The sequence below is a fragment of the Mumia sp. zg.B21 genome (assembly GCF_019550855.1).
Lineage (GTDB): Bacteria > Actinomycetota > Actinomycetes > Propionibacteriales > Nocardioidaceae > Mumia.
Map to the genome: position 1 here is coordinate 757,014 of NZ_JAHWCJ010000004.1, position 25,797 is coordinate 782,810.

Here is a 25,797-nt window from a genome sequence, read left to right on the forward strand (position 1 = left end):
ACTGCAAGACTATGCACATGGCTTCCCTCACGATCGCCGTCGCAGGAGCGAGCGGGTACGCCGGTGGCGAGGTCCTCCGGCTGCTCCTCGCCCATCCCGAGGTCGAGATCGGGGCCCTCACCGCCGGATCGAGCGCCGGGACCGCGCTCGGTGCCCACCACCCGCACCTGACCCCGCTCGCCGGACGCACGCTCGTTGACACCACGCCTGAGACCCTCGCCGGTCACGACGTCGTGTTCCTCGGCCTCCCGCACGGCGCGTCCGCCGCGCTCGCGGGGGAGCTGGGCGACGACGTCCTCGTGGTCGACTGCGGCGCCGACTTCCGGCTGGACGACCCCGACGAGTGGACCGCGTTCTACGGCGGCGAGCACGCCGGCACGTGGCCGTACGGCCTGCCCGAGCTTCCCGGTCAGCGCGACCGGCTGGCGGGCGCACGTCGGATCGCCGCGCCGGGCTGCTTCCCGGCCGTCACTACGCTCAGCATCCTGCCGGCGGTCGCCGAGAGCCTTGTCGAGCCCGAGGTGGTCGTTGTCGCGGCCACGGGTACCTCGGGCGCGGGCAGGTCGCTCAAGCCGCACCTCCTGGGATCGGAGGTGATGGGGCAGGCCTCGGTCTACGGCGTCGGGGGAGTTCACCGGCACACGCCGGAGATCGAGCAGAATCTGCGGCGCGCCGGTGCCGCCGACGCACGCGTCTCCTTCACTCCCGTCCTCGCCCCGATGTCGCGGGGGATCCTCGCCACGGCGAGCGCTCCGCTAGCAGCGGGAGTCGACGTCGACGCGGTCCGGGTGGCGTACGAGAAGGCCTACGCCGACGAGCCCTTCGTCCACCTGCTCCCCGAGGGGCAGTGGCCGGCCACCAAGGCCGTGCTCGGGTCCAACAGCGTCCACGTCCAGGTCGCGGTCGACACCAGGGTCGGGAGGGTCGTCGCGGTCGGGGCGATCGACAACCTGACCAAGGGGACGGCCGGCACGGCGATCCAGTCCATGAACCTCGCGCTCGGGCTTCCCGAGACGCTCGGTCTGCCGGTCGTCGGGGTGGCGCCGTGAGCGTGACCGCACCTCAAGGCTTCCGTGCCGCCGGCGTCGTCGCCGGTCTCAAGTCGACCGGTGAGCCCGACATCGCCGTCGTGGTCAACGACGGCCCTCGCGCCGGTGCCGCCGCCGTCTTCACGGCCAACCGCTGCAAGGCCAACCCCGTCCTCTGGAGCGAGCAGGCGATCAAGGCCGGGAGCGCCCGTGCGGTCGTCATCAACTCCGGGGGAGCCAACTGCTACACCGGGACGGAAGGGTTCGCGACGACCCACCTGACCGCCGAGACGGCCGCCGGGCTGCTCGGGATCGCGCCGATCGAGGTCCAGGTGGCCTCGACCGGCCTGATCGGTCTGCTCAACGACCGCGACGACCTGCTCGCCGGGGTCCGGACGGCCGTCGCGTCCCTCGACGCCGAGGCCGGGCCCGACGCGGCGCGGGCGATCATGACGACCGACACCCGCCCGAAGCAGGTCGTGCTCGAGGGTGCGGGATACACCTTCGGAGCGATGGCCAAGGGCGCAGGCATGCTCGCCCCGTCTCTGGCGACGATGCTCGTCGTCATCACCACCGACGCCGTCCTGAGCTCCGAGGAGTGCGACACCGTCCTCCGGCACGCCACCGCACGCAGCTTCGACCGGCTCGACTCCGACGGCTGCCAGTCCACCAACGACACCGTCCTCCTGATGGCCAACGGCGCGTCCGGCGTAGAGCCGGACCTCGCCGAGGTCCAGGGCCAGCTGGAGACGCTGTGCCGCGACCTCGCGCTCCAGCTGCTCTCCGACGCCGAGGGCGCCGACCACGACATCGCGATCGACGTGGTCAACGCGGCCTCGGAGGCCGACGCGCTGGAGGTGGGCAGGGCCGTCTCGCGCAGTGCCTTGTTCAAGGCCGCGATCTTCGGCCGGGACCCCAACTGGGGGCGCATCCTCGCCTCGGTCGGCACCACCGCAGCGGCGTTCGATCCCGCCGACCTCGACGTTGCGATCAACGGGGTCTGGGTCTGCCGGAACAGTGGCCCAGGAGACCCGCGGGAGAAGGTCGACCTGGAGCCGAGGGCGGTCACGGTCACGATCGACCTGAAGGCCGGGTCCGCCGCGGGGACGATCTGGACCAACGACCTCACGCACTCCTACGTCCACGAGAACTCGGCGTACTCCTCATGAGCGGCACCGACCTGACGACCAACGTCCCGGCCCACTGGAAGCGGAAGACCGAGAAGGCCGCGATCCTGGCCGATGCGCTGCCGTGGCTGATGAAGTACCACGGCAAGATCATCGTCGTGAAGTACGGCGGCAACGCCATGGTCGACGACGAGCTCAAGCGGGCGTTCGCCGAGGACGTGATGTTCCTGCGCTACGCCGGCTTCCGGCCGGTGGTGGTCCACGGCGGTGGGCCGCAGATCTCGACGATGCTCGACCGGCTCGACATCCGCTCGGAGTTCCGGGGCGGGCTGCGGGTGACCACGCCCGAGGCGATGGAGGTGGTCCGCATGGTGCTCGTCGGCCAGGTCGGCCGTGAGCTCGTCGGGCTCCTCAACGCCCATGGACCTGTCGCCGTCGGATTGTCGGGCGAGGACGCCGGACTCTTCACCGCGGTCGCGACCGGCGCCGTCGTCGACGGCGAGGAGGTCGACCTCGGACTCGTAGGCACCGTGAGCGAGGTGCGTCCGGAGGCGGTTCTCGACCTGATCGAGGCCGGACGCGTCCCGGTGGTCTCGTCGGTGGCCCCAGACGCGTCGGGCCAGGTCCACAACGTCAACGCCGACACCGCCGCCGCCGCGCTCGCGGTCGCGCTCGGTGCCGAGAAGCTGCTCGTCCTGACCGACGTCGAAGGCCTCTACCGCGACTGGCCCGACAGCGACGACGTGATCGGTGAGATCGGCGTGGACGCACTGGAGGACCTGATGCCGAGCCTCGCCTCCGGCATGGTCCCCAAGATGGGCGCGTGCGCCCAGGCCGTACGAGGGGGAGTGCCACGAGCAACGGTCGTCGACGGCCGGGAGCCGCATGCCGTGCTGCTGGAGATCTTCACCGACGAGGGTGTCGGGACGCAGGTCCTCCCCGAGGCGGAGACCAAGGTACGGACCGCGTTGAGGAGGCAGGCGTGAGTGCCGAGCGCACCAACCAGCAGGAGTGGCTCGAGCGCTACTCCGGCGCAGTCATGAACACCTTCGGTCCTCCGCAGCGCGTTCTCGTGCGTGGCGAGGGCGCGTACGTCTGGGACGCCGACGGCAACCGCTACCTCGACCTGCTCGCAGGCATTGCCGTCAACGTGCTGGGGCACGCCCACCCTGCGGTGGTCAAGGCGGTGACCGCGCAGATCGGCACCCTCGGTCACATCTCCAACTTCTTTGCCAGCGAGCCCCAGGTGAGCCTGGCCGAGCGGCTCCTGGCACTGCTCGGGACCGACGGCAGGGTGTTCTTCACCAACTCGGGCACCGAGGCCAACGAGGCCGCGTTCAAGCTGACACGGCGGACCGGTCGCACCCGCCTCGTGGCGGCCGCCGGCGGCTTCCACGGACGCACCATGGGTGCGCTCGCGCTCACCAGCAAGGAGGCCTACCGGGCGCCGTTCGAGCCGCTCCCGGGCGAGGTCACGTTCGTTCCCTACGGTGACGTGGAGGCGCTGCGGGCAGCGGTGGACGACACCGTGGCCGCGGTCGTGCTGGAGCCCATCCAGGGCGAGGCCGGAGCGGTGGTGCCCGGTGCCGGCTACCTGGCCGCCGCGCGCGAGATCACGAGCAGCCACGGAGCCCTGCTGTGGCTCGACGAGGTGCAGACCGGCATCGGTCGCACGGGCGCGTGGTTCGCGCACAGCACCGAAGGCATCGTGCCCGACGTCGTGACGCTCGCGAAGGGCCTCGGCGGCGGGATCCCCATCGGCGCCTGCATCGCCGTCGGTGAGGCTGGTGAGCTGCTCCAACCCGGCAACCACGGTACGACGTTCGGCGGCAACCCGGTCGCCGCAGCGGCGGCCCACGCCGTGCTGGACACGATCGAGGGTGAAGGGCTCCTGGCGCAGGCGACCGCGACAGGGGAGAGGCTGCGCGCCGCGCTGGCCGATCACCCGATGGTCACCGATGTCTCGGGCGCCGGCCTTCTCGTCGGCATCGGGCTGCACGCTCCGGTGGCGCCGCAGGTGCAGGCCGCAGTTCTCGAGCGCGGCGTCGTGATCAACGCCGCCACTCCTCGACGGCTGCGGCTCGTGCCGCCGTTGATCCTGACCGCGGAGCAGGCCGACGAGGCCGTCGCGGTGATCATGCGCGTGCTCGACACGCACGCCAGCGAGGGGGAGAACGGATGAGGCACTTCCTGCGGGACGACGACCTGACACCTGCCGAGCAGACCGAGGTCCTGGACCTGGCCGACGCCCTCAAGGCGGCGCCGTACTCCCAGCGGCCGCTCGACGGGCCGCAGACGGTCGCGGTGATCTTCGACAAGGCCTCCACCCGGACGCGCGTCTCGTTCGCCGTGGGCGTCGCGGCGCTCGGGGGCAGTCCCCTGGTCATCGACGCAAGCAGCAGCCAGATGGGACGGGGCGAGAGCGTCGCGGACACCACGAAGGTGCTCGAGCGGATGGTGTCGGCGATCGTGTGGCGCACCTTCGCCCAGTCCGGCTTGGACGAGATGGCTGCCGTCAGCGGCGTGCCGGTGGTGAACGCGCTCAGCGACGACTTCCACCCGTGCCAGCTCCTCGCCGACCTCCTGACGGTCCGCGAGCACAAGGGCACGCTGGCGGGGCTCACCCTCACCTACCTCGGTGACGGCGCCAACAACATGGCGCACTCCTACCTCCTCGCCGGTGCCACCGCCGGGATGCACGTACGGGTCGGTGCTCCGGACGACTATGCGCCCCGAGGCGACGTCCTCGACGACGCCGCCCGGATCGCCGCCTCCACGGGTGGTTCCGTCGCCGTCCTCACCGACCCGGTCGAGGCGGCGTCGGGCGCCGACGTCCTGGCGACCGACACCTGGGTGTCGATGGGCCAGGAGGACGAGAAGGCGCAGCGGGTTGCGACCTTCAGCCGGTACGGCATCACTGCGGACCTGCTCGCGCGCGCCGCCGACGACGCGATCGTCCTGCACTGCCTGCCGGCCTACCGAGGGCTCGAGATCGCCGCCGACGTCATCGACGGACCGCAGAGCGTCGTCTGGGACGAGGCCGAGAACCGTCTCCACGCGCAAAAGGCCCTCCTCGTGTGGCTGCTGGCTCGTACGGGCGGTGCCTCGTGACGACGATCCCGGCCACGAAGGCGGCGCGGCAGCAGAGAGTCGTCGAGCTCCTGCGGACGCGCGTCGTCCGGTCCCAGACCGACCTGGCCGACCTCCTCGCCGAGGACGGCGTGCTGGTCAACCCGTCGACGCTCTCGCGCGACCTCGTCGAGCTGGACGCCGTGCGAGTGCGGCACCCGGGCGGCGGCCTCGTCTACGCCGTCCCGGGAGAGGGCGGAGACCGTACGCCCCGCCCGGCCGTCGAGCCGGTCTCGGCGAACGCGCGGCTGGCCCGGTTGTGCAACGAGCTGCTGGTGTCGGCGGAGGGCTCGGCCAACCTGGTCGTCCTCCGAACACCGCCCGGCGCGGCGCAGTTCTTGGCCTCGGCCATCGACCACGCGGCGCTGGGCGCCCTGCTCGGCACGATCGCGGGGGACGACAGCGTGCTGGTGATCTGCAAGAACCCGATCGGGGGACCGGAGGTCGCGGAGGAGTTCCGCGCCCTGGCAAGCCCCGACACACTCACCTCGGCCGAGACCGGTGTCTCGGCGAAGAACAAGGAGACATCATGAGCGAACGGGTCGTACTCGCCTACTCGGGCGGACTCGACACCTCGGTCGCGATCGGCTGGCTCGGCCAGGAGGCCGACGCGGAGGTGATCGCGGTCGCCGTCGACGTCGGTCAGGGCGGCGAGGACATGGACGTGGTCCGCGAGCGCGCCCTGGCGTGCGGCGCCGTCGAGTCGATCGTGATCGATGCGAAGGACGAGTTCGCCGAGGACTACTGCCTTCCGGCGGTCCGGGCCAACGCGCTCTACCAGGACCGCTACCCGCTGGTCTCGGCGCTCTCGCGCCCGCTCATCGTCAAGCACCTCGTGGAGGCGGCGACCTACCACGGTGCGACGACGATCTCGCACGGCTGCACCGGCAAGGGCAACGACCAGGTGCGCTTCGAGGTCGGCGCCAAGGCGCTCGCCCCGCACCTCCAGGTCATCGCCCCGGTCCGCGACTACGCGTGGACGCGGGAGAAGGCCATCGCCTACGCCGACGAGCACAACCTCCCGATCGACGTCACCAAGAAGTCGCCGTACTCGATCGACCAGAACGTCTGGGGTCGCGCCGTCGAGACGGGCTTCCTCGAGGACATCTGGAACGGTCCGATCGAGGACCTCTACTCCTACACCTCCGACCCGGCGCAGCCGCGGGACGCCGACGAGGTCGTCATCGGCTTCGAGGCCGGAGCACCGGTCACGCTCGACGGCAAGCCGGTGACGATGCTCCAGGCGATCCAGCAGCTCAACATCCGTGCCGGCGCGCAGGGCGTCGGCCGGATCGACATGGTCGAGGACCGGCTCGTGGGCATCAAGAGCCGTGAGATCTACGAGGCGCCCGGCGCGGCGGCCCTGATCGCGGCCCACATGGAGCTCGAGAACGTGACCGTCGAGCGCGAGCTCGCCCGCTTCAAGCGCGGTGTCGACCAGCGTTGGGGAGAGCTGGCCTACGACGGGCTGTGGTTCTCGCCGCTCAAGGACTCGTTGGACGCCTTCATCGCGTCGTCGCAGGAGGCGGTGACCGGTGAGGTCCGGATGACGCTGCACGCCGGCAAGGCCACGGTGACCGGTCGCCGCTCCGCCACCAGCCTGTACGACTTCAACCTCGCGACGTACGACGAGGGCGACACGTTCGACCAGAGCATGGCCAAGGGCTTCATCGAGATCTTCGGCATGTCGAGCACGCTGGCCAGCAAGCGCGACCGGGCGTTGGCGGGGGAGTGACCGTGACCGGTGAGCACGTCGCGGGAGACGAGCCGGTCGACGCAGCGGGCGGGGAGGCGGCGAAGCGGAGCGTGCTGTGGGGCAGCAGGTTCTCGTCGGGCCCCTCGCCCGAGCTCGAGGCGCTGTCGCGCTCGACGCACTTCGACTGGCGCCTCGCGCCGTACGACCTCGCGGGCTCGCGTGCCCATGCCCGGGTGCTTCGGCGCGCGGGGCTGCTGAGCGAGGACGACCTCACGGCGTTGCTGGCCGGCATCGACGCGCTGGAGGCCGACGTCGCCTCGGGCTCGTTCGTTCCCGCGCCCGGTGACGAGGACGTGCACACCGCCCTCGAGCGAGGGCTCGTCGACCGACTCGGCCCGGAGCTCGGAGGGCGGCTGCGCGCCGGCCGTTCGCGCAACGACCAGATCGCGACACTCGGCCTGCTCTACCTGCGGGACCACGCCGCCGAGATCGGCCGACTGGTGCGAGCGCTGGTCGCCGCGCTCGCGGACCAGGCCGAGCGGCATCTCGGCGTCGCGATGCCGGGACGCACCCACCTCCAGCACGCGCAGCCGGTGCTGCTGAGCCACCACCTGCTGGCCCACGCGTGGCCGCTGGTCCGCGACCTCGACCGGCTCGCCGACTGGGATGCGCGCGTGGCCTCCGGGTCGCCCTACGGGTCGGGCGCCCTCGCCGGGTCGTCGCTCGGGCTGGATCCCGAGCAGGTGGCCTCCGACCTGGGGTTCACCGGGTCGGCCCCGAACTCGATCGACGGGACCGCGGCGCGCGACTACGTCGCCGAGTTCGCGTTCGTCGCGGCGATGATCAGCGTGGACGTCTCGCGCCTCGCCGAGGAGATCATCCTCTGGAACACCAAAGAGTTCGGCTTCGTCACGCTCGACGACGGCTTCTCGACCGGCTCCAGCATCATGCCGCAGAAGAAGAATCCCGACATCGCGGAGCTGGCCCGCGGCAAGGCCGGACGGGTCATCGGCAACCTCACCGGCCTGATGGCGACGTTGAAGGCGCTCCCGCTCGCCTACAACCGCGACCTCCAGGAGGACAAGGAGCCGGTCTTCGACACCGTCGACACGCTGGAGGTCCTGCTCCCGGCGTTCACCGGGATGATCGCCACCCTGACCTTCCACACCGAGCGGCTCGAGTCGCTGGCGCCGCAGGGCTTCGCCCTCGCGACCGACATCGCCGAGTGGCTCGTGCGCGAGGGCGTGCCCTTCCGCGAGGCGCACGAGATCTCGGGAGCGTGCGTCCGCGTCGCGGAGTCTCAGTGCAAGGAGCTGTGGGATCTCGGCGACGACGAGCTCGCGGCCGTCTCGCCGCATCTCAGGCCGGAGGTCCGCGACGTGCTCAGCGTCGAGGGATCGATCGCGTCGCGGGACGCCCGCGGGGGTACGGCACCGGTGCGCGTCGCCGAGCAGCTGGCGGAGCTTCGGACCCGGCTGGGCTGAGCCGGCACACCGGCCGGTGGTCGGCTCGACGTGACGTAGACCACGGGATGGTCCATCCTCGCAGGGGACGGACGTGCCGTACGGGCGCGCGCGACGGAACGAGGGACGATGCCGACTGACGTGAGGGACCCAGGCTCGCGGCGGGCGCGTGCCGCCTGGGTCGCGGTGCTGGTCACGGTGCTGACGGCCGTCGTCGCCGCCTGCGGGGTGACCCGCGGCGCCGACGAGGCCGACAACCGACGCCTCCGCATGATGATCCCCAACAGCCCCGGGGGCGGCTACGACCTCACCGGACGTGCCGCCGCGCGGGTGATGGAGGACGACGGCCTGACCGGCCGATTCGAGATCACCAACGTGATCGGCGCCAGCGGCACCGTCGCGATGCAGCGCCTCCTCAACGAGAGAGAGGCCGACGACCTCATGCTGACGATGGGGCTCGGCGTGGTCGGTGCGGTCTACACCAACCGGTCCGACGCCACCGTCGACAGAGCGACGCCGCTGGCGCGCCTCGTCGAGGAGTCCGAGGGCCTCCTCGTGCCGTCGGACTCGCCATTCACGACGGTCGAGGACTTCGTGAAGGCATGGAAGGCCGATCCCGGCAGCGTGTCGATCGGCGGCGGTTCCTCGCCCGGGGGACCCGACCACCTCTTCCCGATGCAGCTCGCCCAGGCGGTCGGCGTCGACCCGCGAGAGGTGAACTACGTCGCGTACGACGGCGGCGGCCCGCTGACGACGGCTCTCCTCGGCGCCAAGATCGACGTCGGGACGTCGGGTCTCGGTGAGTTCGAGGGCCAGATCGCCGAAGGCAGCCTGCGGGTCCTCGCGGTGTCGGGGGAGGAGCGGCTGGAGACCGTCGACGCACCCACCCTCAAGGAGTCCGGTGTTGACTTCGCCTTCAGCAACTGGCGTGGTGTGCTCGCGCCGCCGGGGATCAGCGACGAGCAGCGCGACGCCTTGGTGACGCTGCTCGAGGAGATGCAGGACACGGACGCATGGCGTGACGAGCTCGAGCGCAACGGTTGGACGGACGCCTTCCAGACCGGGGCCGAGTTCGAGGAATTCCTGGTCTCGCAGGACGCGCGGGTCGAGGACACCCTGAAGGAGCTGGGGCTGGTATGAGCGTGGCGAAGGCGGACGAGCCGTCGACGCGGGTCGTCGACCGCGCCCAGTACGCCCTCGCGGCGTTTCTCGCCGTGGTGGGCGCCTACGTGCTGTACGACGCCGCGACCCTGAGCGCCGGGTTCTCCGACCAGGTGCTGTCACCGGCGGCGTTCCCCTACGTCGTCGGGAGCGCCCTCGTCGTGCTCGCGGTGCTGCTGGCCGTCGTCACCGCCCGAGGCGACGTGCCGGAGGCGGAGGCCGGCGAGGACGTCGACCTGACCGAGGGCGCCGACTGGCTCACCGTCGCCAAGCTCGTGGGCGTCTTCGTCGTCAACATCGTCCTCATCGACCTGCTGAGCTGGGCGATCACCGGCGCACTCCTGTTCGCCGGCTGCACCTGGGTCCTGGGCAGCCGGACGCACGTGCGCGACCTCGCGATCGGCGCCGTCATGTCGGTCGGCACCTGGTACGGGTTCTACGTCGGGCTGGGCATCCCGATCCCGGCCGGGATCCTGGACGGGGTGCTCTGATGGACATGCTCCTCGACGGCTTCGCGACCGCGCTGACCCCGATCAACCTCCTCTACGCCTGCATCGGCGTGCTGCTCGGCACGTCGGTCGGAGTCCTGCCCGGCATCGGCCCGGCGATGACCGTGGCGCTGCTGCTGCCGGTGACCTACAACGTCTCGCCCGAGGGCGCCCTGATCATGTTCGCGGGGATCTACTACGGCGGGATGTACGGCGGCTCGACGACCTCGATCCTGCTCAACACGCCAGGGGAGTCGTCGTCGGTGATCACCGCGATCGAGGGCAACAAGATGGCGAAGGCGGGCCGCGCGGCCCAGGCGCTCGCCACCGCGGCGATCGGCTCGTTCGTCGCCGGCACCATCGGGACCGTGCTCCTCGTGGCGCTCGCGCCGAGCGTCGCCGACTGGGTCGTGAACCTCGGTGCTCCGTCGTACTTCGCGATCATGCTGCTCGCCCTCGTGGCGGTCACCGCCGTCCTCGGCGACTCCAAGCTGCGCGGGTTCATCTCGTTGTCGCTGGGTCTGTCGATCGGCCTGGTCGGGACGTCGACGGGTCAGCCGCGTCTCACGTTCGGCAACTCGCTGCTGGCTGACGGCATCGACATCGTGGTCGTGGCGGTCGCCATCTTCGCGATCGGGGAGGCGCTGTGGGTGGCGGCGCACCTGCGGCGTCGCCCGCTCGAGATCACGCCGGTCGGTCGGCCGTGGATGGGGCGGGCGGACTGGTCGCGCTCCTGGAGGCCGTGGCTGCGTGGCACCGCGTACGGCTTCCCGTTCGGCGCGCTCCCGGCCGGTGGCGCCGAGATGCCGACGTTCTTGTCCTACATCACCGAACGCAGGCTCTCGAAGCACCCCGAGGAGTTCGGCCACGGCGCGATCGAGGGCGTCGCCGGTCCGGAGGCGGCCAACAACGCCTCCGCCGCCGGGACCATGGTGCCGCTGCTCGCCCTGGGGCTGCCCACCACCGCGACCGCGGCGGTGATCCTGGCCTCCATGCAGAGCTACGGCCTGCAGCCGGGACCCGGCCTCTTCGACAACGAGCCGGAGCTCGTGTGGGGCCTGCTCGCCAGCCTCTTCGTCGCCAACACCCTGCTGCTCGTGCTCAACCTCCCGCTCGCGCCGGTGTGGGCGAAGCTGCTGCGCACGCCGCGGCCGTACCTGTACGCCGGGATCCTCTTCTTTGCCTCGCTCGGCGCCTACAGCGTCAACTTCCAGTGGTTCGACCTGCTGGTGCTGCTCGCGTTCGGGCTCCTCGGCCTCGCGATGCGACGGTTCGCGCTGCCGGTGCTGCCTCTCATCATCGGCGTCATCCTCGGTCCCCAGCTGGAGTACCAGCTCGGGCAGGCGCTCCAGCTCTCCGAGGGAGACTGGACCACGCTGCTCTCCGAGCCGGTCGCCGTCGTCGCGTACGTGGTGATCGCGCTGATCGTGCTGGTCCCTCTCGTCGCCCGGTTGCGCGGTGGCGGCACCGACCCGCTGGAGAAGGAGCTCGACGACCTGGAGAAGGAGGTCCGCCCATGACCGTCGTCGTGGCCTACAGCGAGGACGACCAGGGACGCGCCGCCCTCGCCCACGGTGTGGCGGAGGCGAGGCTGCGGGACACCGACCTCGTGGTCGTCAACGCGACCCGCGGGGACTCCTACGTCGACCGGCGGTTCGCCGCCGGCAGCGCGGCCGACCACCTCCGTGAGGAGCTCGTGCGGCTGGGCGTCGACGCGGTCGTCCGTCAGCCGATCGACCCCGACGTCGCCGGCGCGGTGCTCGCCGTCGTCGCGGAGGTGGGTGCCGACGAGCTCGTCATCGGGATCCGTCACCGGTCCCCGGTCGGGAAGATGATCGCCGGGAGCGTCGCCCAGCGACTCCTCCTCGACTCTCCCGTCCCCGTCCTCGCGGTGAAGCCGGACGGCCCGGCACACTCGGCAGTGTGACGGACGAGATCGAGACGCAGGCGCGGCACCTGCTGGGAGCGACCCTGACACGTGGTGACGTGACCGTGCGGATCACCGAGGTCGAGGCGTACGGCGGGACGGGCGACCCGGCGTCGCACGCCTTCCGTGGACCGACGCCGCGCAGCGGGATCATGTTCGGACCGCCCGACGTGCTCTACGTCTACCTCTCGTACGGGATGCACTACTGCGCGAACGTGGTTGTGGGGGCCGACGGTGACGCGTCGGCCGTGCTGCTGCGGGCCGGTGAGGTGGTGCGGGGCGTCGAGACAGCCCGTGACCGGCGTGGGGGAGTGCCCGACGTCCGACTCGCTCGAGGCCCTGCCAACCTGACCTCGGCGCTCGGGATCACCATCGAGCAGAACGGGGCCACGCTGGACGGACCTCAGGTCGTGCTGCACCGCGACGCGCCGATCCCGGCCGAGGCCGTCAGCGCCGGGCCCCGGGTGGGGGTCTCACGGGCGGCCGACGTCCCGTGGCGGTTCTGGGTGACCAACGACCCGACGGTCTCGGCCTACCGCCGCAGCCCCCGGGCCGGCGACGCGGAGCCTCTGTGAGGATGGCGGCATGACTCGCTCCTGGCTCGTGACCGGACTCATGGTGTGCCTCGTGTCGTGCGTCCTCGCCGGGTGCGGCAGCGCCGCCGATGTCGCGACGGGTCGCTCAGGACCAGCCGGTGCCGGGGCGGCCGTCCCGACGCTCACCGACGGCGGCGGCGTGGTCGTCACCGCCCGCGACCTCGACCCCGCGGGCTCGTTCCCCGAGCAGGCGACCGCGGTGGCCGTCTACGTCGAGCCGCTGTGCCCGCACTGCAAGGCGTTTGCCGCTGACCAGGGGCGGCTGCTCGAGGCGCGGCTCGCGGAGGGCGCGATCACGCTCGAGTACCGGTTGGTGTCGTTCCTCGACAACGGCAGCACCGACCGCGCCTCCGCGCGGAGCGTCAACGCCGGATTGTGCGTCGCCGCCGCCGAGGGGGCGGCGGAGTACGCCGCGTTCGTCGCCGCTCTCCTGGAGCATCAGCGCCCGGGCGGTCTGTCCGACACCGACCTCGTCGGACTCGCCGACGAGGTGGGCGCCGCTGACGCGAGGTCCTGCATCGAGACCGGGCAGCACGCCGGGCTGGTCCCTGAGCTCACCGAGGACGCGATGGGCAAGATCGACGGGACACCGGCCGTCGAGGTCGACGGCACCATGCTGACGAGCACGCCGACGACGGTAGAGCTCACCGCGCTGCTCGGCCGTACGACGGTCTGAGCGGATGGTCGGGCGCCGGGGACGTCACCCGGTCAGCGCCACCGCGTCGAGCGCGGTCACGAGGGCTCCGACGACCGAGGCCTTGTCGCCCAGCGTGGACAACCGCACCTCGATCGCTCCCTCGAGCCCGTCGACCGCGTGACGGCGCAGACCGTCACGGATGCCGTCGACGAGGATCTCGCAGGCCAGGTCCCCGCCCACCACGATCACCTCAGGGCTGAGCAGGTTCGCGAGGATCGCCGACCCTTGCCCGAGCGCCCGGCCGGCGTCCTCGAGGAGGCGCCGGGCGCCCGCGTCTCCTGAGACGGCGAGGTCGGCCAGGTCGTGGACGGCCAGGTCCGGGGCCCGTCCACGCAGCTGCTCGATCAGTCCGCTACCCCCGGCGTACGCCTCGAGGCACCCACGGCTGCCGCACCGGCACAAGGGTCCGCTCTCGTCGAGCGTCACGTGGCCGAGCTCACCGGCGGTGCCGAGCCCGCCGCGATAGAGGCGGCCGTCCAGCACCAGTCCGCAGCCGATGCCGGAGGAGGCCTTGAGGTAGGCCAGGGTCGTCACCCCGGGATCGTGGTGGTGCTCGGCGAGCGCACCGAGGTTGGCGTCGTTGTCGACCAGGATCGGGATGCCGAGCACGGCCGAGGCCACGTCGGCCGCGGCCACGCCGACCCAGCCCGGGAGGATCGAGCCGGCCGTGATGCGGCCGTCCTTCGTGATCGGCGCGGGGAGCCCGAGGCCTCCGGCGCGCACGGCGTCGCGGCTCTCCCCGAGCTCGGCGAGCAGGTCGTCGAGGAGCTCCTCCGCCAGCGCGAGGCCGTCTGCGTACCGGTGATCGTTGTCCAGCGGGCGGCGTACGCCGACCAGCGGGCGGCCGGCGAGGTCGCCGAGCGCGACCTCGAGGTGGGAGTGACCGAAGTCGAGTCCTGCGACGAGTCCGGCGCGACGGGAGATCTGGACCGTGAGGCCTCGACGGCCGGCTCCGCCGGAGGTCTCGACGAGCCCGGTGGCGACGAGCTGGCGGACGATGTTGGACACGGTCGCGGGCGCGAGATCGGTGCGGCGGGCTATCTCGGCCTGGGACACCTCCGTGGCGGTGCGGAGGACTCCCACGATGCGCTCGAGGTTGGCAGAGCGCAGCGCCGAGGGCGAGCCGGTGGGAGGCATGGGCACAACCTAATCAGATCTCGTGAGTCGTCAAGAGGTGAACATTTCACAGATATGTTTCGATTCTGCAACGCTCATTCGTTCATGACTTGACGATTACGCGGAAGGTCCCAAGACTGTCGGCGGCGGACCTGCAGCTGTCCGCACCACATCATCTGGGAGGACATCGTGAACAAGTTTGCGCGCACCGTCGTAGGGGCGGCGTCGGTCGTGGTTCTCACGGCCGCACTGGGCGCTTGCGGCGGAGACGACGACGGCGACGGAGGTGGCAGCGACAGCAAGACGATCGCGCTGCTGCTCCCCGAGACGAAGACCACCCGTTACGAGGCGTTCGACAAGCCGCTGTTCGAGGCCAAGGTCAAGGAGCTCTGCGACGACTGCGACGTCAAGTACCTCAACGCCGACCAGGACTCGGCGAAGCAGCAGCAGCAGGCCGAGTCGGCGATCACCGACGGTGCCGCCGTGCTGGTGTTCGACCCGGTCGACGGCGACGCCGCGGCCGGCGCCGTGAAGTCGGCGCAGTCGTCCAAGGTCCCGGTCGTGGCCTACGACCGGTTCATGGAGGGCGCGGACTACTACCTGTCCTTCGACAACGAGAAGGTCGGCGAGCTCCAGGGTCAGGCGCTGGTCGAGGCCACCGGTGGCTCCGGCGACATCCTGATGCTCAACGGTTCGCCCACCGACCCGAACGCCGCCCAGTTCAAGAAGGGCGCGCACAAGGCCATCGACGCCAGCGGACTGACCGTCGCGGCGGAGTACGACAACCCCGACTGGAGCCCTGACAACGCTCAGAAGTTCGTCACGTCGCAGCTCAACAACGTCGACGGCGCCGCGCTCGCCGGCGTGTACGCCGCCAACGACGGCCAGGCCGGTGGCGTGATCGCTGCCCTCCGCGCCGACGGCATGACGAAGTTCCCGCCGGTCACCGGTCAGGACGCCGAGCTCGCCGCGATCCAGCGCATCGTCAGCGGCGACCAGTACATGACGATCTACAAGTCGATCAAGACCGAGGCCGAGAAGGCCGCCGAGGTGGCGGTCGCCATCGTCAACGGCGACGACGTCGGCGAGACCACCGACTACGAGGGTGTCGACTCGTTCATCTTCGACCCGGCGGTCGTCACCAAGGACAACATCAAGGACACGGTCGTGGCTGACGGGTTCTACACGGTCGAGGACATCTGCACCCCCGAGTACGCCGACGCGTGCAAGGCTGCGGGCCTCAGCTGATCAAGCCTTCGGGGTCCGGGTGGTCACGCGCGTCGTGACCACCCGGGCTGTTCCCGTTCCTCACCATCAGCGAAGGACATCATGAACGACGGCAGCCAGCCGATCCTCTCGCTGCGCGGCATCGACAAGCGCTTCGGCGCCGTGCAAGCCCTCAGCGACGTCTCCGTCGACGTGCGCCCCGGTGAAGTGGTCGCCCTGGTCGGCGACAACGGCGCCGGCAAGTCGACCCTCGTCAAGATCATGTCGGGCGTGTACCAGCCCGACGGCGGCGAGATCGTCTTCGACGGACGCCCCGTCACGATCAACGGGCCGAAGGCCTCGCAGGCCCTCGGCATCGCGACGGTCTTCCAGGACCTTGCTCTGTGCGACAACCTCGACGTCGTCGCGAACCTCTTCCTCGGCCACGAGCGCACCAAGGCCGGAGTGCTGGACGAGGTGGAGATGGAACGCCACTCGTGGGAGCTCCTGCAGCAGCTCTCGGCCAAGATCCCGTCCGTGCGCATCCCGATCGCCTCGCTGTCCGGCGGACAGCGCCAGACGGTCGCCATCGCCCGCAGCCTCGTCGGTGAGCCCAAGGTCGTCATGCTCGACGAGCCGACCGCGGCGCTGGGTGTGGCCCAGACGGCCGAGGTCCTCAACCTGATCGAGCGGTTGCGCAAGCGTGGGCTCGGCGTCGTGCTCATCACGCACAACATGGCCGACGTCCAGGCTGTCGCGGACCGGATCTACGTCCTCCGGCTCGGACGCAACAGCGCCGAGTTCGCGATCGGCGAGGTCACGACGGAGCAGCTCGTCGCTGCCATCACCGGCGCCTCCGACAACGTTGTGGCCGAGCGTGCGGCCCGCGACCGCTCGGGGTCCCCGATCACGCCGGACGCCATCGACCCGTACGCCGTCCTGCCGGACGGCGCCGGCGGGCCGGGGCACGTGAGCCCCGACCCCGACCAGGAGCGCGACGCATGACCACGACCTACGACAAGACCGACGAGCGGCTCCTCGAGAGCGAGTCGCCCCGCGCCGTCCTCAGCGGCTTCGGGCGACGGATCCGGTCGGGCGACCTCGGCATGGCCCCGGTCATCATCGGCCTGGTCCTGATCTGGCTGATCTTCTTCCTCCAGAACGACCGGTTCCTCTCCTCGCGCAACCTCGTCAACCTCAGCCTCGACTCCGCGACGATCGGCATGATCTCGCTGGGGATCGTGCTCGTCCTGCTCCTCGGCGAGATCGACCTCTCGGTCGGCTCGGTGAGCGGCGTCGGCGGCTCGATCATGGCCGTGCTGCTGGTCTATCAGGGGTGGCCGCTGCTGACGGCGATCCTCCTCGCGCTCGCCGTGGGTGTCGCGATCGGCACGTTCTACGGCCTGCTCTTCACGCAGTTCGGTGTGCCGAGCTTCGTGATCACCCTGGCCGGACTCCTCGCGTTCCTCGGGGTCCAGCTGTGGGTGCTCGGGAGCCGCGGCACGGTCAACCTCCCGATCGACTCGTGGATCATCGAGTTCGCCAACTTCTCCTATCTGCCCGACCCGGTGTCGTACGCCCTGGCCGTCGCGATCGGTGCCGTCTATCTCGCGCTGCGGCTGCGCACGATCCGTCGCCGCCGTGCGGCGAACCTGTCGGCGCCGTCCCTGCGGGGCGCGGTGATCCGGACGGTGCTGATGGTGGCCGCGATTCTCTTCGGCGCCTGGTACCTCAACCAGGACCGCGGCGTCGGCTACATGCCGTTGTTCTGGGTGGCGATGATCGTGGCGGTCGACCTGATCCTCCGCAAGACGCGCTTCGGACGGTCGGTCTACGCGGTCGGCGGCAACGAGGAGGCAGCCCGGCGCGCCGGCGTGCCGGTGAACAGGGTCTACATCACCGTGTTCGCCGCAGCCTCGACGTTCGCCGTCCTCGGCGGGATCCTCGCCGCCGGCCGGCTGCAGTCGGTCGCCCAGTCCAGCGGTGGCACCGACACCAACCTGATGGCGATCGCGGCCGCGGTCATCGGCGGGACCAGCCTGTTCGGGGGTCGCGGCTCGGCGTACGCGGCGCTCTTCGGGATGCTCGTGCTCCAGTCGATCACCAGCGGTCTGAACCTCATCGGCGTGGAGGCCGAGGTTCGCTACATCGTCACCGGCGCGGTCCTGCTGCTCGCCGTCACGATCGACTCCCTGTCGAGACGGGCGCGCCGGAGCTCCGGCACCGCTTAGCCCTCGTCCGGGAGTCTCAACGGGGCGTCGTCGCTGCTGCGGCGACGCCCCAAGGCTTTCCCAAGGGATCCGCAAGCGGCTCGCGTGAGGCTCGTTGTCATCCAGACCGGATGACAAGGAGCACTGGTGATGTCCAGCATGTTGTACCGCCTCGGTCGAGCGACCGCGGCGCACCCGTGGCGCACGGTCAGCGCATGGCTCGTCGTGGTCGTCGGGGTGCTCGCGCTCGCCGCGAGCGCCGGAGGCACGACCCAAGACGACTGGGACGTGCCCGGCGCCGAGGGCCAGGTCGGCCTCGACGCCCTCCGCACCCACCTCCCGGAGTCCGGTGGCGCGAGCGCACTGGTCGCCGTCCACGACCCTGACGGAGGCGCGCTCGTCCGAGCCGACCTGTCCCGGATCGCCGGCACGCTGGAGGACGTCCCGCACGTCGCCCAGGTCTCGCCCCCGCGGCTGTCGGCCGACTCCGACACGGCACTGCTCACCCTGCGCTACGACGTGCCGGTCACCCACCACGACGTCATGGGCGCGCTCGAACCATTGGAGGACGCGGTCTCGGCCGCGGGGGTCGACGGACTCGACGTCGAGTACGGGGGAGAGGTCCCCGGGTCGGCGATGGAGATGAGCGGCCGTGGCGAGCTGATCGGCGTGAGCGTCGCTCTGGTCATCCTCGTGCTCACGTTCGGCTCCGTCGTGGCAGCAGGTCTGCCACTCGCGGTCGCCCTCGTGGGTCTCGCGGTCGGGAGCGCAGGGGTCACGCTGCTTGCCGCGGTGATCGACGTCAGCTCGACCGCCCCGACCGTCGCGACGATGGTGGGGCTGGGCGTCGGCATCGACTACGCGCTGCTGCTCGTGACTCGCTTCGTCGAGGAGCTCCGCCGCGGCCGGTCCAGGGTCGACGCCGCAGGGACCGCGGTGGCGACCGCCGGCCGCTCCGTGGTGTTCGCGGGCCTCACGGTGCTCGTGTCGTTGACGGGCCTGGGCCTTGCCGGTCTGCCGACGTACTCGGCGTTCGGGGCGGCGACCGCGATCGCGGTCGCCTCGGTCATGGCGACCGCGCTGACGCTGGTGCCCGCGCTCTGCGGTCTCGCCGGCCATCGCCTCGTGGCGCGGAAAGACCGTGGGCGTCCCTACGAGAACGGTGGCCCGCGCAGCGTGCGCCGGACCCTCACGGGACGGTGGGCGCGCCAGGTCTGCGAACGACCGCTCCCGTGGGCGCTCGCGGCACTCGTCGTCCTGATCGCCCTGGCTGCACCCGCGCTCGGCATGCGGACCTTCCCGCAGGACGCCAGCGCGGACCCTGCCTCGTTCACGACCCGCCAGGCCTACGACCTCGTCGCCGCGGAGTTCGGCCACGGCGCCAACGGGCCGTTGACCTTCGTGAGCGACACCGGTGCGGTCGACCCCACCGACACCGAGCGCCTCCGCTCCGACCTCCTCGACGACCCCCGCATCACGTCGGTCGGTCCCGCGACCACGTCGCGAGACGGGGCGATCACCGTCTTCGACGCCCAACCGGCGACGGGTCCGCAGGACGAGCGCACCAGCGACCTCATCGCGTCTCTACGGACCGATGGGCTCCCTGACGGCGTCGAGCTGACGGGCACGACGGTGATCCTCGCCGACATCTCGACCATGCTGTCCGAGCGGATGTGGGTGGTCGTCGGCTTCGTGGTCCTCGTCTCGATGCTCCTGCTCGCGATGATGTTCCGGTCGGTCATCATCCCGCTCAAGGCCGCCACGATGAACCTGCTGTCGATCGGTGCCGCGTACGGGGTCGTGACCCTCGTCTTCCAGCACGGGTGGGGCTCGTCCCTGCTCGGGATGGACCGCGCTGTCCCTGTCTCGAGCTGGGTACCGATCCTGATGTTCGCGATCCTGTTCGGGCTCTCGATGGACTACGAGGTGTTCCTGCTGTCACGGATCCGCGAGGCCTGGTTGCGGACGGGGGACGCGCGGGGATCGGTGGTCACCGGCCTCAGCGCGAGCGCACGGGTGATCTCGAGTGCGGCGGCGATCATGGTGGCGGTCTTCCTCGGGTTCGCGACCGAGGACACCGTCCTCGTCAAGATGCTGGGACTCGGGATGGCGGTGGCCGTCGCACTCGACGCGACCCTGGTCCGCCTCGTGCTCGTCCCGGCCACGATGACGCTGCTCGGTCGCGCGAACTGGTGGCTGCCGCCCTGGATCGACCGGCGGCTCCCGCACGTAAGCGCCGAGCTGGACGCCGGCGCAGTCACCGCACCGGCGCCGTCCGGTCCTGGTGCGACCGACGAGAGAGAGCAGGCTCCGGCATGAACGGCATGAAGGGCACGAACGACATGAACGGCACGAACGACATGAACGGCACGACGCGCGAGCACACCCTCCAGCACGAGGTCGCGGCGGTCGTCGAGGCCGCACGGACGACGCCGCTCGGCGACCGGCTGGCGTGGGCACGCCTGCACCGCCGCTGGGGCCGGCTCAGCGTCGCGCCGCAGACCGAGGCTTTGATGCGCCAGGAGACCGATCTGGCAGAGACCATGGCGGTGTGCGGGGATGGGCTCGCGTGGATGGCCGGCAACGGAGACCGCGACATCCGGGCGGCGCTTCTCGTCAGGCTCGTGCAGACCGGGCGGCGGATCGACTGTCTGCTCGCGGGCAGCGGCACCGTGACGCCCTGAGCGCCGCCGAGGCTCAGAAGCCGTGCAGGTCCCGTTGACGGAGGAACCACTGCTCCGCCAACGGGATCTGCCACGTCTGCATCAGCCGTACGGCGTCGTCGGCGTGCCGCGTCGCGAGCCCGATGTCGTCGTCGGCAGCGGCGGCGAGCGCGAGGAACGCGTCGACCGGTCCCATGGCGATCGTCGAGCCGGCGCTCAGGACGCCACCTCGCATCGGGGCGAGCCGATCGTAGGCGGCCACCGCGAGGTCGCGGTCGCCGAGAGCAAGCCCGACCTCGGCCCCGAACCCCCAGATCAACGGAGCGATCCAGCTCTCGTCGTCGAGCGTCGGCCGTGAGGTCTCGAAGAGCTCCCGGGCCGCGTCCGTACGACCGAGTCGCAGCAGGAAGCCGGTCGCGGCCATGTGGATCGGCACCCGCGCTGCCGCCACCAGCTCATCGAGGACGCCGTCCTCGCGGTCGTCGAGACCACCCCAGATCGCGAGCACGAGCATCAGGCCGCCGACGGCGTCGTACTTGTGGGGCACGGCGATGGTGTCGACGAGCGTCATGAGGCCGTCCAGGGTCGCTCGGGCCTCCTCGAGCTCGCCGCGCATCGCGAGCCACGGCAGGCGCATACAGTCCAGGAACCACCGGACGTAGGTCAGCTGGAGATCGTCCGCGAGACCGTCGGCCTCCGCCAGGTCACGCTCGAGGTCCTCGACATGACCGAGTTCGCCGTGGACCGCGGCCCGCTGCGCGAGCGCCATCGCCTCACCCCGGGCATCGCTGAGCCGGCGGGCGATCGCGACCGCCTCGTCGGCGAGTGCCAGCCGTTGAACGGCCGTCCACGGACGCCAGACCGCCAGGAACGCCGCGGAGCACATCTCCATCAGGAGCGCGTCGTCACCGAGCCGTCGCGCCATCTCGAGTCCTTCGGCGACGAGCAGCTGGCACTCGGACTCCGTGGCGCTGTAGTACACCTCGTTGGCCAGGCTGATCAGCAGCGTGCACCGCAGGGGCGAGTCCCCGCCCGGCAGCGCGGCGAGAGCGCGCCGCTGGGCGCCGACGATGGTCTCCTTCGTCTCGCCGAAGGTCGGGCTCTGCCACAGCGCGCCGCGCGTCGTCGCGACCGCGGCCCGGGCGAGCAGCTCGGGGTCGCCGAGCTTGTCCGCCACCGTGATCGCCTCCTCGACGGCGTCGGTCAGGTCGTCCCAGCGGGCCGCCCAACGCGTCGCGTCGGCGCGCGCCAGCAGGAGCTCGTACCGGTCGGAGAGGGTGGCATCGGGGTCGAGGTCGATGCGGCTGAGGGCCAGGGCCAGGAGCTCGGCGGCCTCCTCGTGGCCGTGGCGGCGCTGCGCGGCGAGCGCGGCCCGGTACGCCGACGTCCACGCCTGCGCGGCATGGTCCTCACCCGCATCGGCCCAGTGCCGCGCGATCTCCGCGGTCCGGCTGGAGGCGCGCTGGTCGAGCCGGAGCGCCTCGGCGATCCGGGCGTGCATGCGCTGGCGGCGCGACGGCGACAGCGTCGCGTACACCGCGTCCCGCACGAGCGCGTGCGAGAAGCGGAACCGGTCGTCCCCCTCGTCGCGCACCATCCCCGCGGAGGTCGCGGGCTCGAGGCGGTCGAGGACCGTGAGGTCGTCGAGCCCTGTGCTGCTCACGACGGTGGGCAGGTCGAAACGTCGTCCCACGACGGCGGCGTGACGGAGCACGTCGAGCGTGCCGTCGGGCACCGCGGCCAGTCGGCGCCGTACGACGTCGGTGACGGCGGTCGGCGGCTCGAGCGCCACGTCGCCACCCGCCTCGTCGAGGAGCCGGGCGTACTCGACCACGAAGAAGGGGTTGCCGTCCGTACGCTCCTGCATCACCCGGGCCGTCGCAGGGGCGACGGGGTGCGAGGAGAGGGCCGTCAAGACTTCCCCGGTCTCCGCCGCGGAGAGACCCGTCAGCGCCACTGACACCGCGTGCCTGCGCGCGAGCGCCTCGAGCGTCTCCGCGACGGCCCCGTCCTGCTCGGCGTGGGTGCGCATCGTCACCATCAGGAGCAACCGGCCCTCGTCGGCGACGGCGCAGAGGTGGCGCAGAACGCCCAACGAGGACGGGTCGGCCCACTGGAGGTCGTCGAGCGCGACGACCAGCGGCTGCTCGTCCGCGGCGTCGAGCACCTGCCGGCAGATCTGCTCCCACGCGGCGAACCTCTCGCTGTCCGGGTCGCCGCCCACGGCGGTCGGGACGTCGCCACCCAGCCCTTCGAGAACGGCTTCCCACGGCCACAGCGGCGGCGCGCCGCTGTCCTGGGAGCAGCGTCCGACGAGGACGCGCGCTCCGCGCTCGCGGGCGCGCGCCAGCACCTCGGCGACGAGGCGCGACTTGCCGATCCCCGGCTCACCCACGAGGCAGGCGAACTGCGGGCGCCCGGTCTCGGCCACCTCGTACCGGTCCAGGAGGACGGCCAGCTCGCGGTCGCGGCCGACCATCGGCCACGCAGGCAGCTGCGGCAGTCGGGGCTGAGGCCCTCGAGGGGGAAGACTTCGAGGGGGAGCGGGCGCCGTCTGCGGCGCGGCCGTCGCCGTCGAGGGTGACGACGGAGTCGTCTCGGTCCAGGTGATCGCCGGGTCCTGCCGCAGGATCGCCGCCTGTACCTCCTGCACCTGGGTCCCGGGCTGGATACCGAGATCCTCGTCGAGCGTCGAGGTGAGCACCCGGACGGCCTGGAGCGCGTCAGCCTGACGTCCGCTGCGCGCCAGGGCCACCGCGCGCAGCGTCCAGAGCCGTTCACGGAGGGGGTGCTGCGTCGTCAGCGACTCGAGCTCGGCCGCGACCGTCGCGTGCTCGCCCTGCGCGAGTCGCACGGCGGCGCGGTCCTCGCACGCGACCAGACGCAGCTCGTCGAGACGGGCACGCTCGGCGACGGCCTGAGGGTGCTCGCCGAGCTCGTCGTACGGACGCCCGCGCCACAGACCGATGGCGGCGTCGAGGTCACGCGCAGCCTGCTCCAGCACGTCGGCTGTCGTGACACCGGGTCGGGGGATGGCGTGCCGGACGAGCGGACCGAGCCGCCGGTGGGCCTCCTGCATGAGGTCGCTCGCGGTGGCGGCGTCGATCGCGAGGCTCGACGTGTCGAGGACGTACCCACCGCTCGAGGTCCGCAGCGGCGGGTCCGCGTCGTCGGGCACCACGGTCGCCAACGCCCTGCGGAGGCCGGAGACGTAGGCCTGGAGCGTGCCGTGCGCACCGGCGGGGGGATGGCCGCTCCAGAGGTAGTCGATCAGGGTGTCGACGCTCTGGACGCTCCCGGCGCCGAGCGCGAGCGTGGCGAGCAGGACGCGGTGCTTGCGCGTCCCGAGCGCGACCGGCGACGAGGCCTGCTCGCGGTGCATCTCGACCGGGCCGAGAACAGCGAGCCACATGGCCCTGAGCATAAGCGCGTGCCGGTCCCGGGACCGGCGATCTCCCGTACGCCGAGCCGATCCCGAGGGATCGTCCCACCACCGCGACCGCCGACCGGGGGCACGGAGTCGGGCGCCGTCACGGCGCGCTGCGTGCGCCGTGCGGCAGACTTGCAGGGAGATCGGCCTCGTTCCTGGCCGCGATCACCGACAGAGGAGACATCACGTGACCACCCATGTCCTGGACGACCTCGAGGCGCGCGGACTCGTCGCGCACTCGACGGACCGAGACGCCCTGCGCGCCGATCTGTCCGCGGGGCCGGTCACGTACTACGTCGGTTTCGACCCGACGGCGCCCAGCCTGCACATGGGCAACCTCCTCCAGCTGCTCACCGCGCGGCGCCTCCAGCTGGCAGGACACCGGCCGCTGATCCTCGTCGGCGGCTCGACAGGTCTGATCGGCGATCCCCGTGACGTGGGGGAGCGCACGATGAACAGCCGCGACACCGTCGCGGAATGGGTCGAGCGGATCCAGGCGCAGGTCGAGCAGTTCGTGTCCTTCGAGGGTGACAACGCCGCGCGCGTCGTCAACAACCTCGACTGGACGAAAGACGTCAACGTCATCGACTTCCTGCGCGACATCGGCAAGCACTTCCCGGTCAACCGGATGCTCGACCGCCAGGTCGTCGCGAGCCGGCTGGAGTCGGGGATCAGCTACACCGAGTTCAGCTATGTACTGCTCCAGTCGATGGACTACCTCGAGCTCTACCGCCGGTACGGCACCTCGTTGCAGACCGGCGGCAGCGACCAGTGGGGCAACATCACGGCCGGCGTGGAGCTGGTGCGGCGCGCCGAGGGTGCCAAGGTCCACGCACTGTCCACGCCCCTGATCACCAAGGCCGACGGCACCAAGTTCGGCAAGTCGACCGGGGGAGCGCTCTGGCTCGATCCCGAGATGCTCTCGCCGTACGCCTTCTACCAGACCTGGATCCAGGCGGAGGACACGAAGGTCGTCGAGTACCTCCGGCAGTTCACGTTCCTCGATCTCGAGGAGATCGACGCGATCGCGGCGGAGTCGGCCGAGAAGCCCGGGTTGAGGATTGCCCAGCGCAGGCTCGCCGCCGAGGTGACGGCTCTGGTGCACGGAGCAGACGAGGTCAAGGCGGCCGAGCAGGCCTCTGCCGCACTCTTCGGCCGGGCCGAGCTCGGTGATCTGCCCGAGTCGACGCTGCGAGCAGCCCTGAGCGAGGCCGGCCTGGTCGCCGTCCCACGGGGAACCACCGTCGTCGACGCATTGGTGAGCGCCGGTCTTGTCGACAGCCGGTCTGCGGCACGTCGAGCAGTGACCGAGGGTGGGGCGTACGTCAACAACGTCCGCGCCGAGGATCCCGAGGCGACGCTCGACGACGCCGGCCTGCACGGGGGCCTGGTGGTCCTGCGGCGCGGCAAGAAGGCGGTCGCAGGCGCCGAGGTGAGCAGCGCCTGACCGGTCTGTCCAGGCTTGTCCGAGAGATCCCCGAGGCTCGGCACCCCAACGCGGCGCCGGGCCTCGGGCTTTCCGACCCAAAACCGCCCCTGACCTGCGAAGACAGTGTTTGTGAGCCAGCCCACACGACCCCGATTTGACCGGCCGTTTTCCGCCGCGTAATGTTCTTCTTGTTGCCGGGGACGGCGGCGGGCAAGGCCGAGAGGCCGGGCACGCGGCCCTGGTGACCACCCCCCTCTCTCTGAGACCACCGACCGGCTGGCCATCTTGGCTGCCGAGCAAAGCTCTGGTAGGTTTGGGGGTCGCGCCTTGGTCTGATGCTCCTGTGTGGGGTTGAGGGTTTTGTGTGTCTGATGTTTGAGAACTCAACAGTGTGTCAAAAGTCGACGAGATAATCAGCGACCTTGATGATG

At 71.1% G+C, this 25,797-nt stretch carries 22 protein-coding genes; 20 read left to right on the top strand and 2 right to left on the bottom strand.

What is annotated here, in order from left to right; all coding sequences use genetic code 11:
• Nucleotides 1-11 precede the first annotated feature (11 nt).
• The 14 genes from argC (at nt 12) to KV100_RS18960 (ending at nt 13,291) form a co-directional block, all read left to right on the top strand.
• A complete protein-coding gene (argC, locus tag KV100_RS18895) occupies nt 12-1,049 on the top strand; it encodes an N-acetyl-gamma-glutamyl-phosphate reductase (protein ID WP_220344676.1) in 1,038 nt (345 codons plus the stop codon).
• Nucleotides 1,046-2,197, top strand: a complete 1,152-nt coding sequence (gene argJ, locus KV100_RS18900; RefSeq protein WP_220344677.1) for a bifunctional glutamate N-acetyltransferase/amino-acid acetyltransferase ArgJ — start codon at nt 1,046-1,048, stop codon at nt 2,195-2,197. The genes argC and argJ overlap by 4 nt, the downstream gene beginning before the upstream one ends.
• Nucleotides 2,194-3,141 carry an acetylglutamate kinase gene (gene argB / locus KV100_RS18905; protein WP_220344678.1) on the top strand — a complete coding sequence of 316 codons (948 nt, stop codon included), beginning with the start codon at nt 2,194-2,196 and terminating at the stop codon, nt 3,139-3,141. Before argJ ends, argB begins: the two co-directional genes overlap by 4 nt.
• Nucleotides 3,138-4,337, top strand: coding sequence for an acetylornithine transaminase (locus KV100_RS18910; RefSeq protein WP_220344679.1), 1,200 nt, complete (start codon nt 3,138-3,140; stop codon nt 4,335-4,337). Before argB ends, KV100_RS18910 begins: the two co-directional genes overlap by 4 nt.
• On the top strand, nt 4,334-5,266 hold the full coding sequence (gene argF / locus KV100_RS18915; protein ID WP_220344680.1) for an ornithine carbamoyltransferase: 933 nt from the start codon (nt 4,334-4,336) through the stop codon (nt 5,264-5,266). Before KV100_RS18910 ends, argF begins: the two co-directional genes overlap by 4 nt.
• Nucleotides 5,263-5,817, top strand: coding sequence for an arginine repressor (locus KV100_RS18920; RefSeq protein ID WP_220344681.1), 555 nt, complete (start codon nt 5,263-5,265; stop codon nt 5,815-5,817). Before argF ends, KV100_RS18920 begins: the two co-directional genes overlap by 4 nt.
• Nucleotides 5,811-7,019 (top strand): argininosuccinate synthase, encoded by a 1,209-nt coding sequence (locus KV100_RS18925; RefSeq protein WP_220344760.1) that lies wholly within the window; start codon nt 5,811-5,813, stop codon nt 7,017-7,019. The genes KV100_RS18920 and KV100_RS18925 overlap by 7 nt, the downstream gene beginning before the upstream one ends.
• Nucleotides 7,020-7,090: 71 nt before the next feature.
• Nucleotides 7,091-8,464, top strand: a complete 1,374-nt coding sequence (gene argH, locus KV100_RS18930; protein ID WP_220344761.1) for an argininosuccinate lyase — start codon at nt 7,091-7,093, stop codon at nt 8,462-8,464.
• Between the two features lie 108 nt (nt 8,465-8,572).
• The gene (locus tag KV100_RS18935; protein WP_255566306.1) at nt 8,573-9,583 is read left to right on the top strand and encodes a tripartite tricarboxylate transporter substrate binding protein; all 1,011 of its coding nucleotides are present in this window, start codon (nt 8,573-8,575) and stop codon (nt 9,581-9,583) included.
• A complete protein-coding gene (locus tag KV100_RS18940) occupies nt 9,580-10,095 on the top strand; it encodes a tripartite tricarboxylate transporter TctB family protein (protein WP_220344682.1) in 516 nt (171 codons plus the stop codon). The genes KV100_RS18935 and KV100_RS18940 overlap by 4 nt, the downstream gene beginning before the upstream one ends.
• Nucleotides 10,095-11,612, top strand: a complete 1,518-nt coding sequence (locus KV100_RS18945) for a tripartite tricarboxylate transporter permease (protein WP_220344683.1) — start codon at nt 10,095-10,097, stop codon at nt 11,610-11,612. The genes KV100_RS18940 and KV100_RS18945 overlap by 1 nt, the downstream gene beginning before the upstream one ends.
• Nucleotides 11,609-12,019 carry a universal stress protein gene (locus tag KV100_RS18950; RefSeq protein ID WP_220344684.1) on the top strand — a complete coding sequence of 137 codons (411 nt, stop codon included), beginning with the start codon at nt 11,609-11,611 and terminating at the stop codon, nt 12,017-12,019. The genes KV100_RS18945 and KV100_RS18950 overlap by 4 nt, the downstream gene beginning before the upstream one ends.
• Nucleotides 12,016-12,594 carry a DNA-3-methyladenine glycosylase gene (locus KV100_RS18955; protein WP_220344685.1) on the top strand — a complete coding sequence of 193 codons (579 nt, stop codon included), beginning with the start codon at nt 12,016-12,018 and terminating at the stop codon, nt 12,592-12,594. Before KV100_RS18950 ends, KV100_RS18955 begins: the two co-directional genes overlap by 4 nt.
• Before the next feature lie 10 nt (nt 12,595-12,604).
• Nucleotides 12,605-13,291 carry a thioredoxin domain-containing protein gene (locus KV100_RS18960; protein WP_220344686.1) on the top strand — a complete coding sequence of 229 codons (687 nt, stop codon included), beginning with the start codon at nt 12,605-12,607 and terminating at the stop codon, nt 13,289-13,291.
• Between the two features lie 24 nt (nt 13,292-13,315).
• Here the strand turns inward: KV100_RS18960 and KV100_RS18965 are convergent, their stop codons facing one another.
• Nucleotides 13,316-14,449, bottom strand: coding sequence for an ROK family transcriptional regulator (locus KV100_RS18965; RefSeq protein ID WP_220344687.1), 1,134 nt, complete (start codon nt 14,447-14,449; stop codon nt 13,316-13,318).
• Nucleotides 14,450-14,617: 168 nt separating this feature from the next.
• Between KV100_RS18965 and KV100_RS18970 the strand changes: the two genes are divergently transcribed.
• The 5 genes from KV100_RS18970 to KV100_RS18990 all read left to right on the top strand — a co-directional run bounded on the left by KV100_RS18970 (nt 14,618) and on the right by KV100_RS18990 (nt 20,528).
• The gene (locus KV100_RS18970; RefSeq protein WP_301021524.1) at nt 14,618-15,676 is read left to right on the top strand and encodes a sugar ABC transporter substrate-binding protein; all 1,059 of its coding nucleotides are present in this window, start codon (nt 14,618-14,620) and stop codon (nt 15,674-15,676) included.
• Between the two features lie 81 nt (nt 15,677-15,757).
• Nucleotides 15,758-16,639, top strand: coding sequence for an ATP-binding cassette domain-containing protein (locus KV100_RS18975; RefSeq protein WP_220344688.1), 882 nt, complete (start codon nt 15,758-15,760; stop codon nt 16,637-16,639).
• Entirely contained in the window at nt 16,636-17,865 is a 1,230-nt protein-coding gene (locus KV100_RS18980) for a sugar ABC transporter permease (RefSeq protein ID WP_220344689.1), read from the top strand. The genes KV100_RS18975 and KV100_RS18980 overlap by 4 nt, the downstream gene beginning before the upstream one ends.
• A 129-nt stretch (nt 17,866-17,994) precedes the next feature.
• Nucleotides 17,995-20,163, top strand: a complete 2,169-nt coding sequence (locus KV100_RS18985; protein WP_220344690.1) for an MMPL family transporter — start codon at nt 17,995-17,997, stop codon at nt 20,161-20,163.
• Nucleotides 20,160-20,528, top strand: a complete 369-nt coding sequence (locus KV100_RS18990) for a hypothetical protein (RefSeq protein WP_220344691.1) — start codon at nt 20,160-20,162, stop codon at nt 20,526-20,528. The genes KV100_RS18985 and KV100_RS18990 overlap by 4 nt, the downstream gene beginning before the upstream one ends.
• A gap of 13 nt (nt 20,529-20,541) precedes the next feature.
• Here KV100_RS18990 and KV100_RS18995 read toward each other — a convergent pair whose 3' ends face one another.
• Complete coding sequence (locus KV100_RS18995) at nt 20,542-23,919, bottom strand: BTAD domain-containing putative transcriptional regulator (RefSeq protein WP_220344692.1); 3,378 nt, start codon at nt 23,917-23,919, stop codon at nt 20,542-20,544.
• A 205-nt stretch (nt 23,920-24,124) separates the two neighbouring features.
• Here KV100_RS18995 and tyrS point away from each other — a divergent pair, with 205 nt between their 5' ends.
• Nucleotides 24,125-25,384, top strand: coding sequence for a tyrosine--tRNA ligase (gene tyrS / locus KV100_RS19000; RefSeq protein ID WP_301021520.1), 1,260 nt, complete (start codon nt 24,125-24,127; stop codon nt 25,382-25,384).
• Nucleotides 25,385-25,797: the final 413 nt, after the last annotated feature.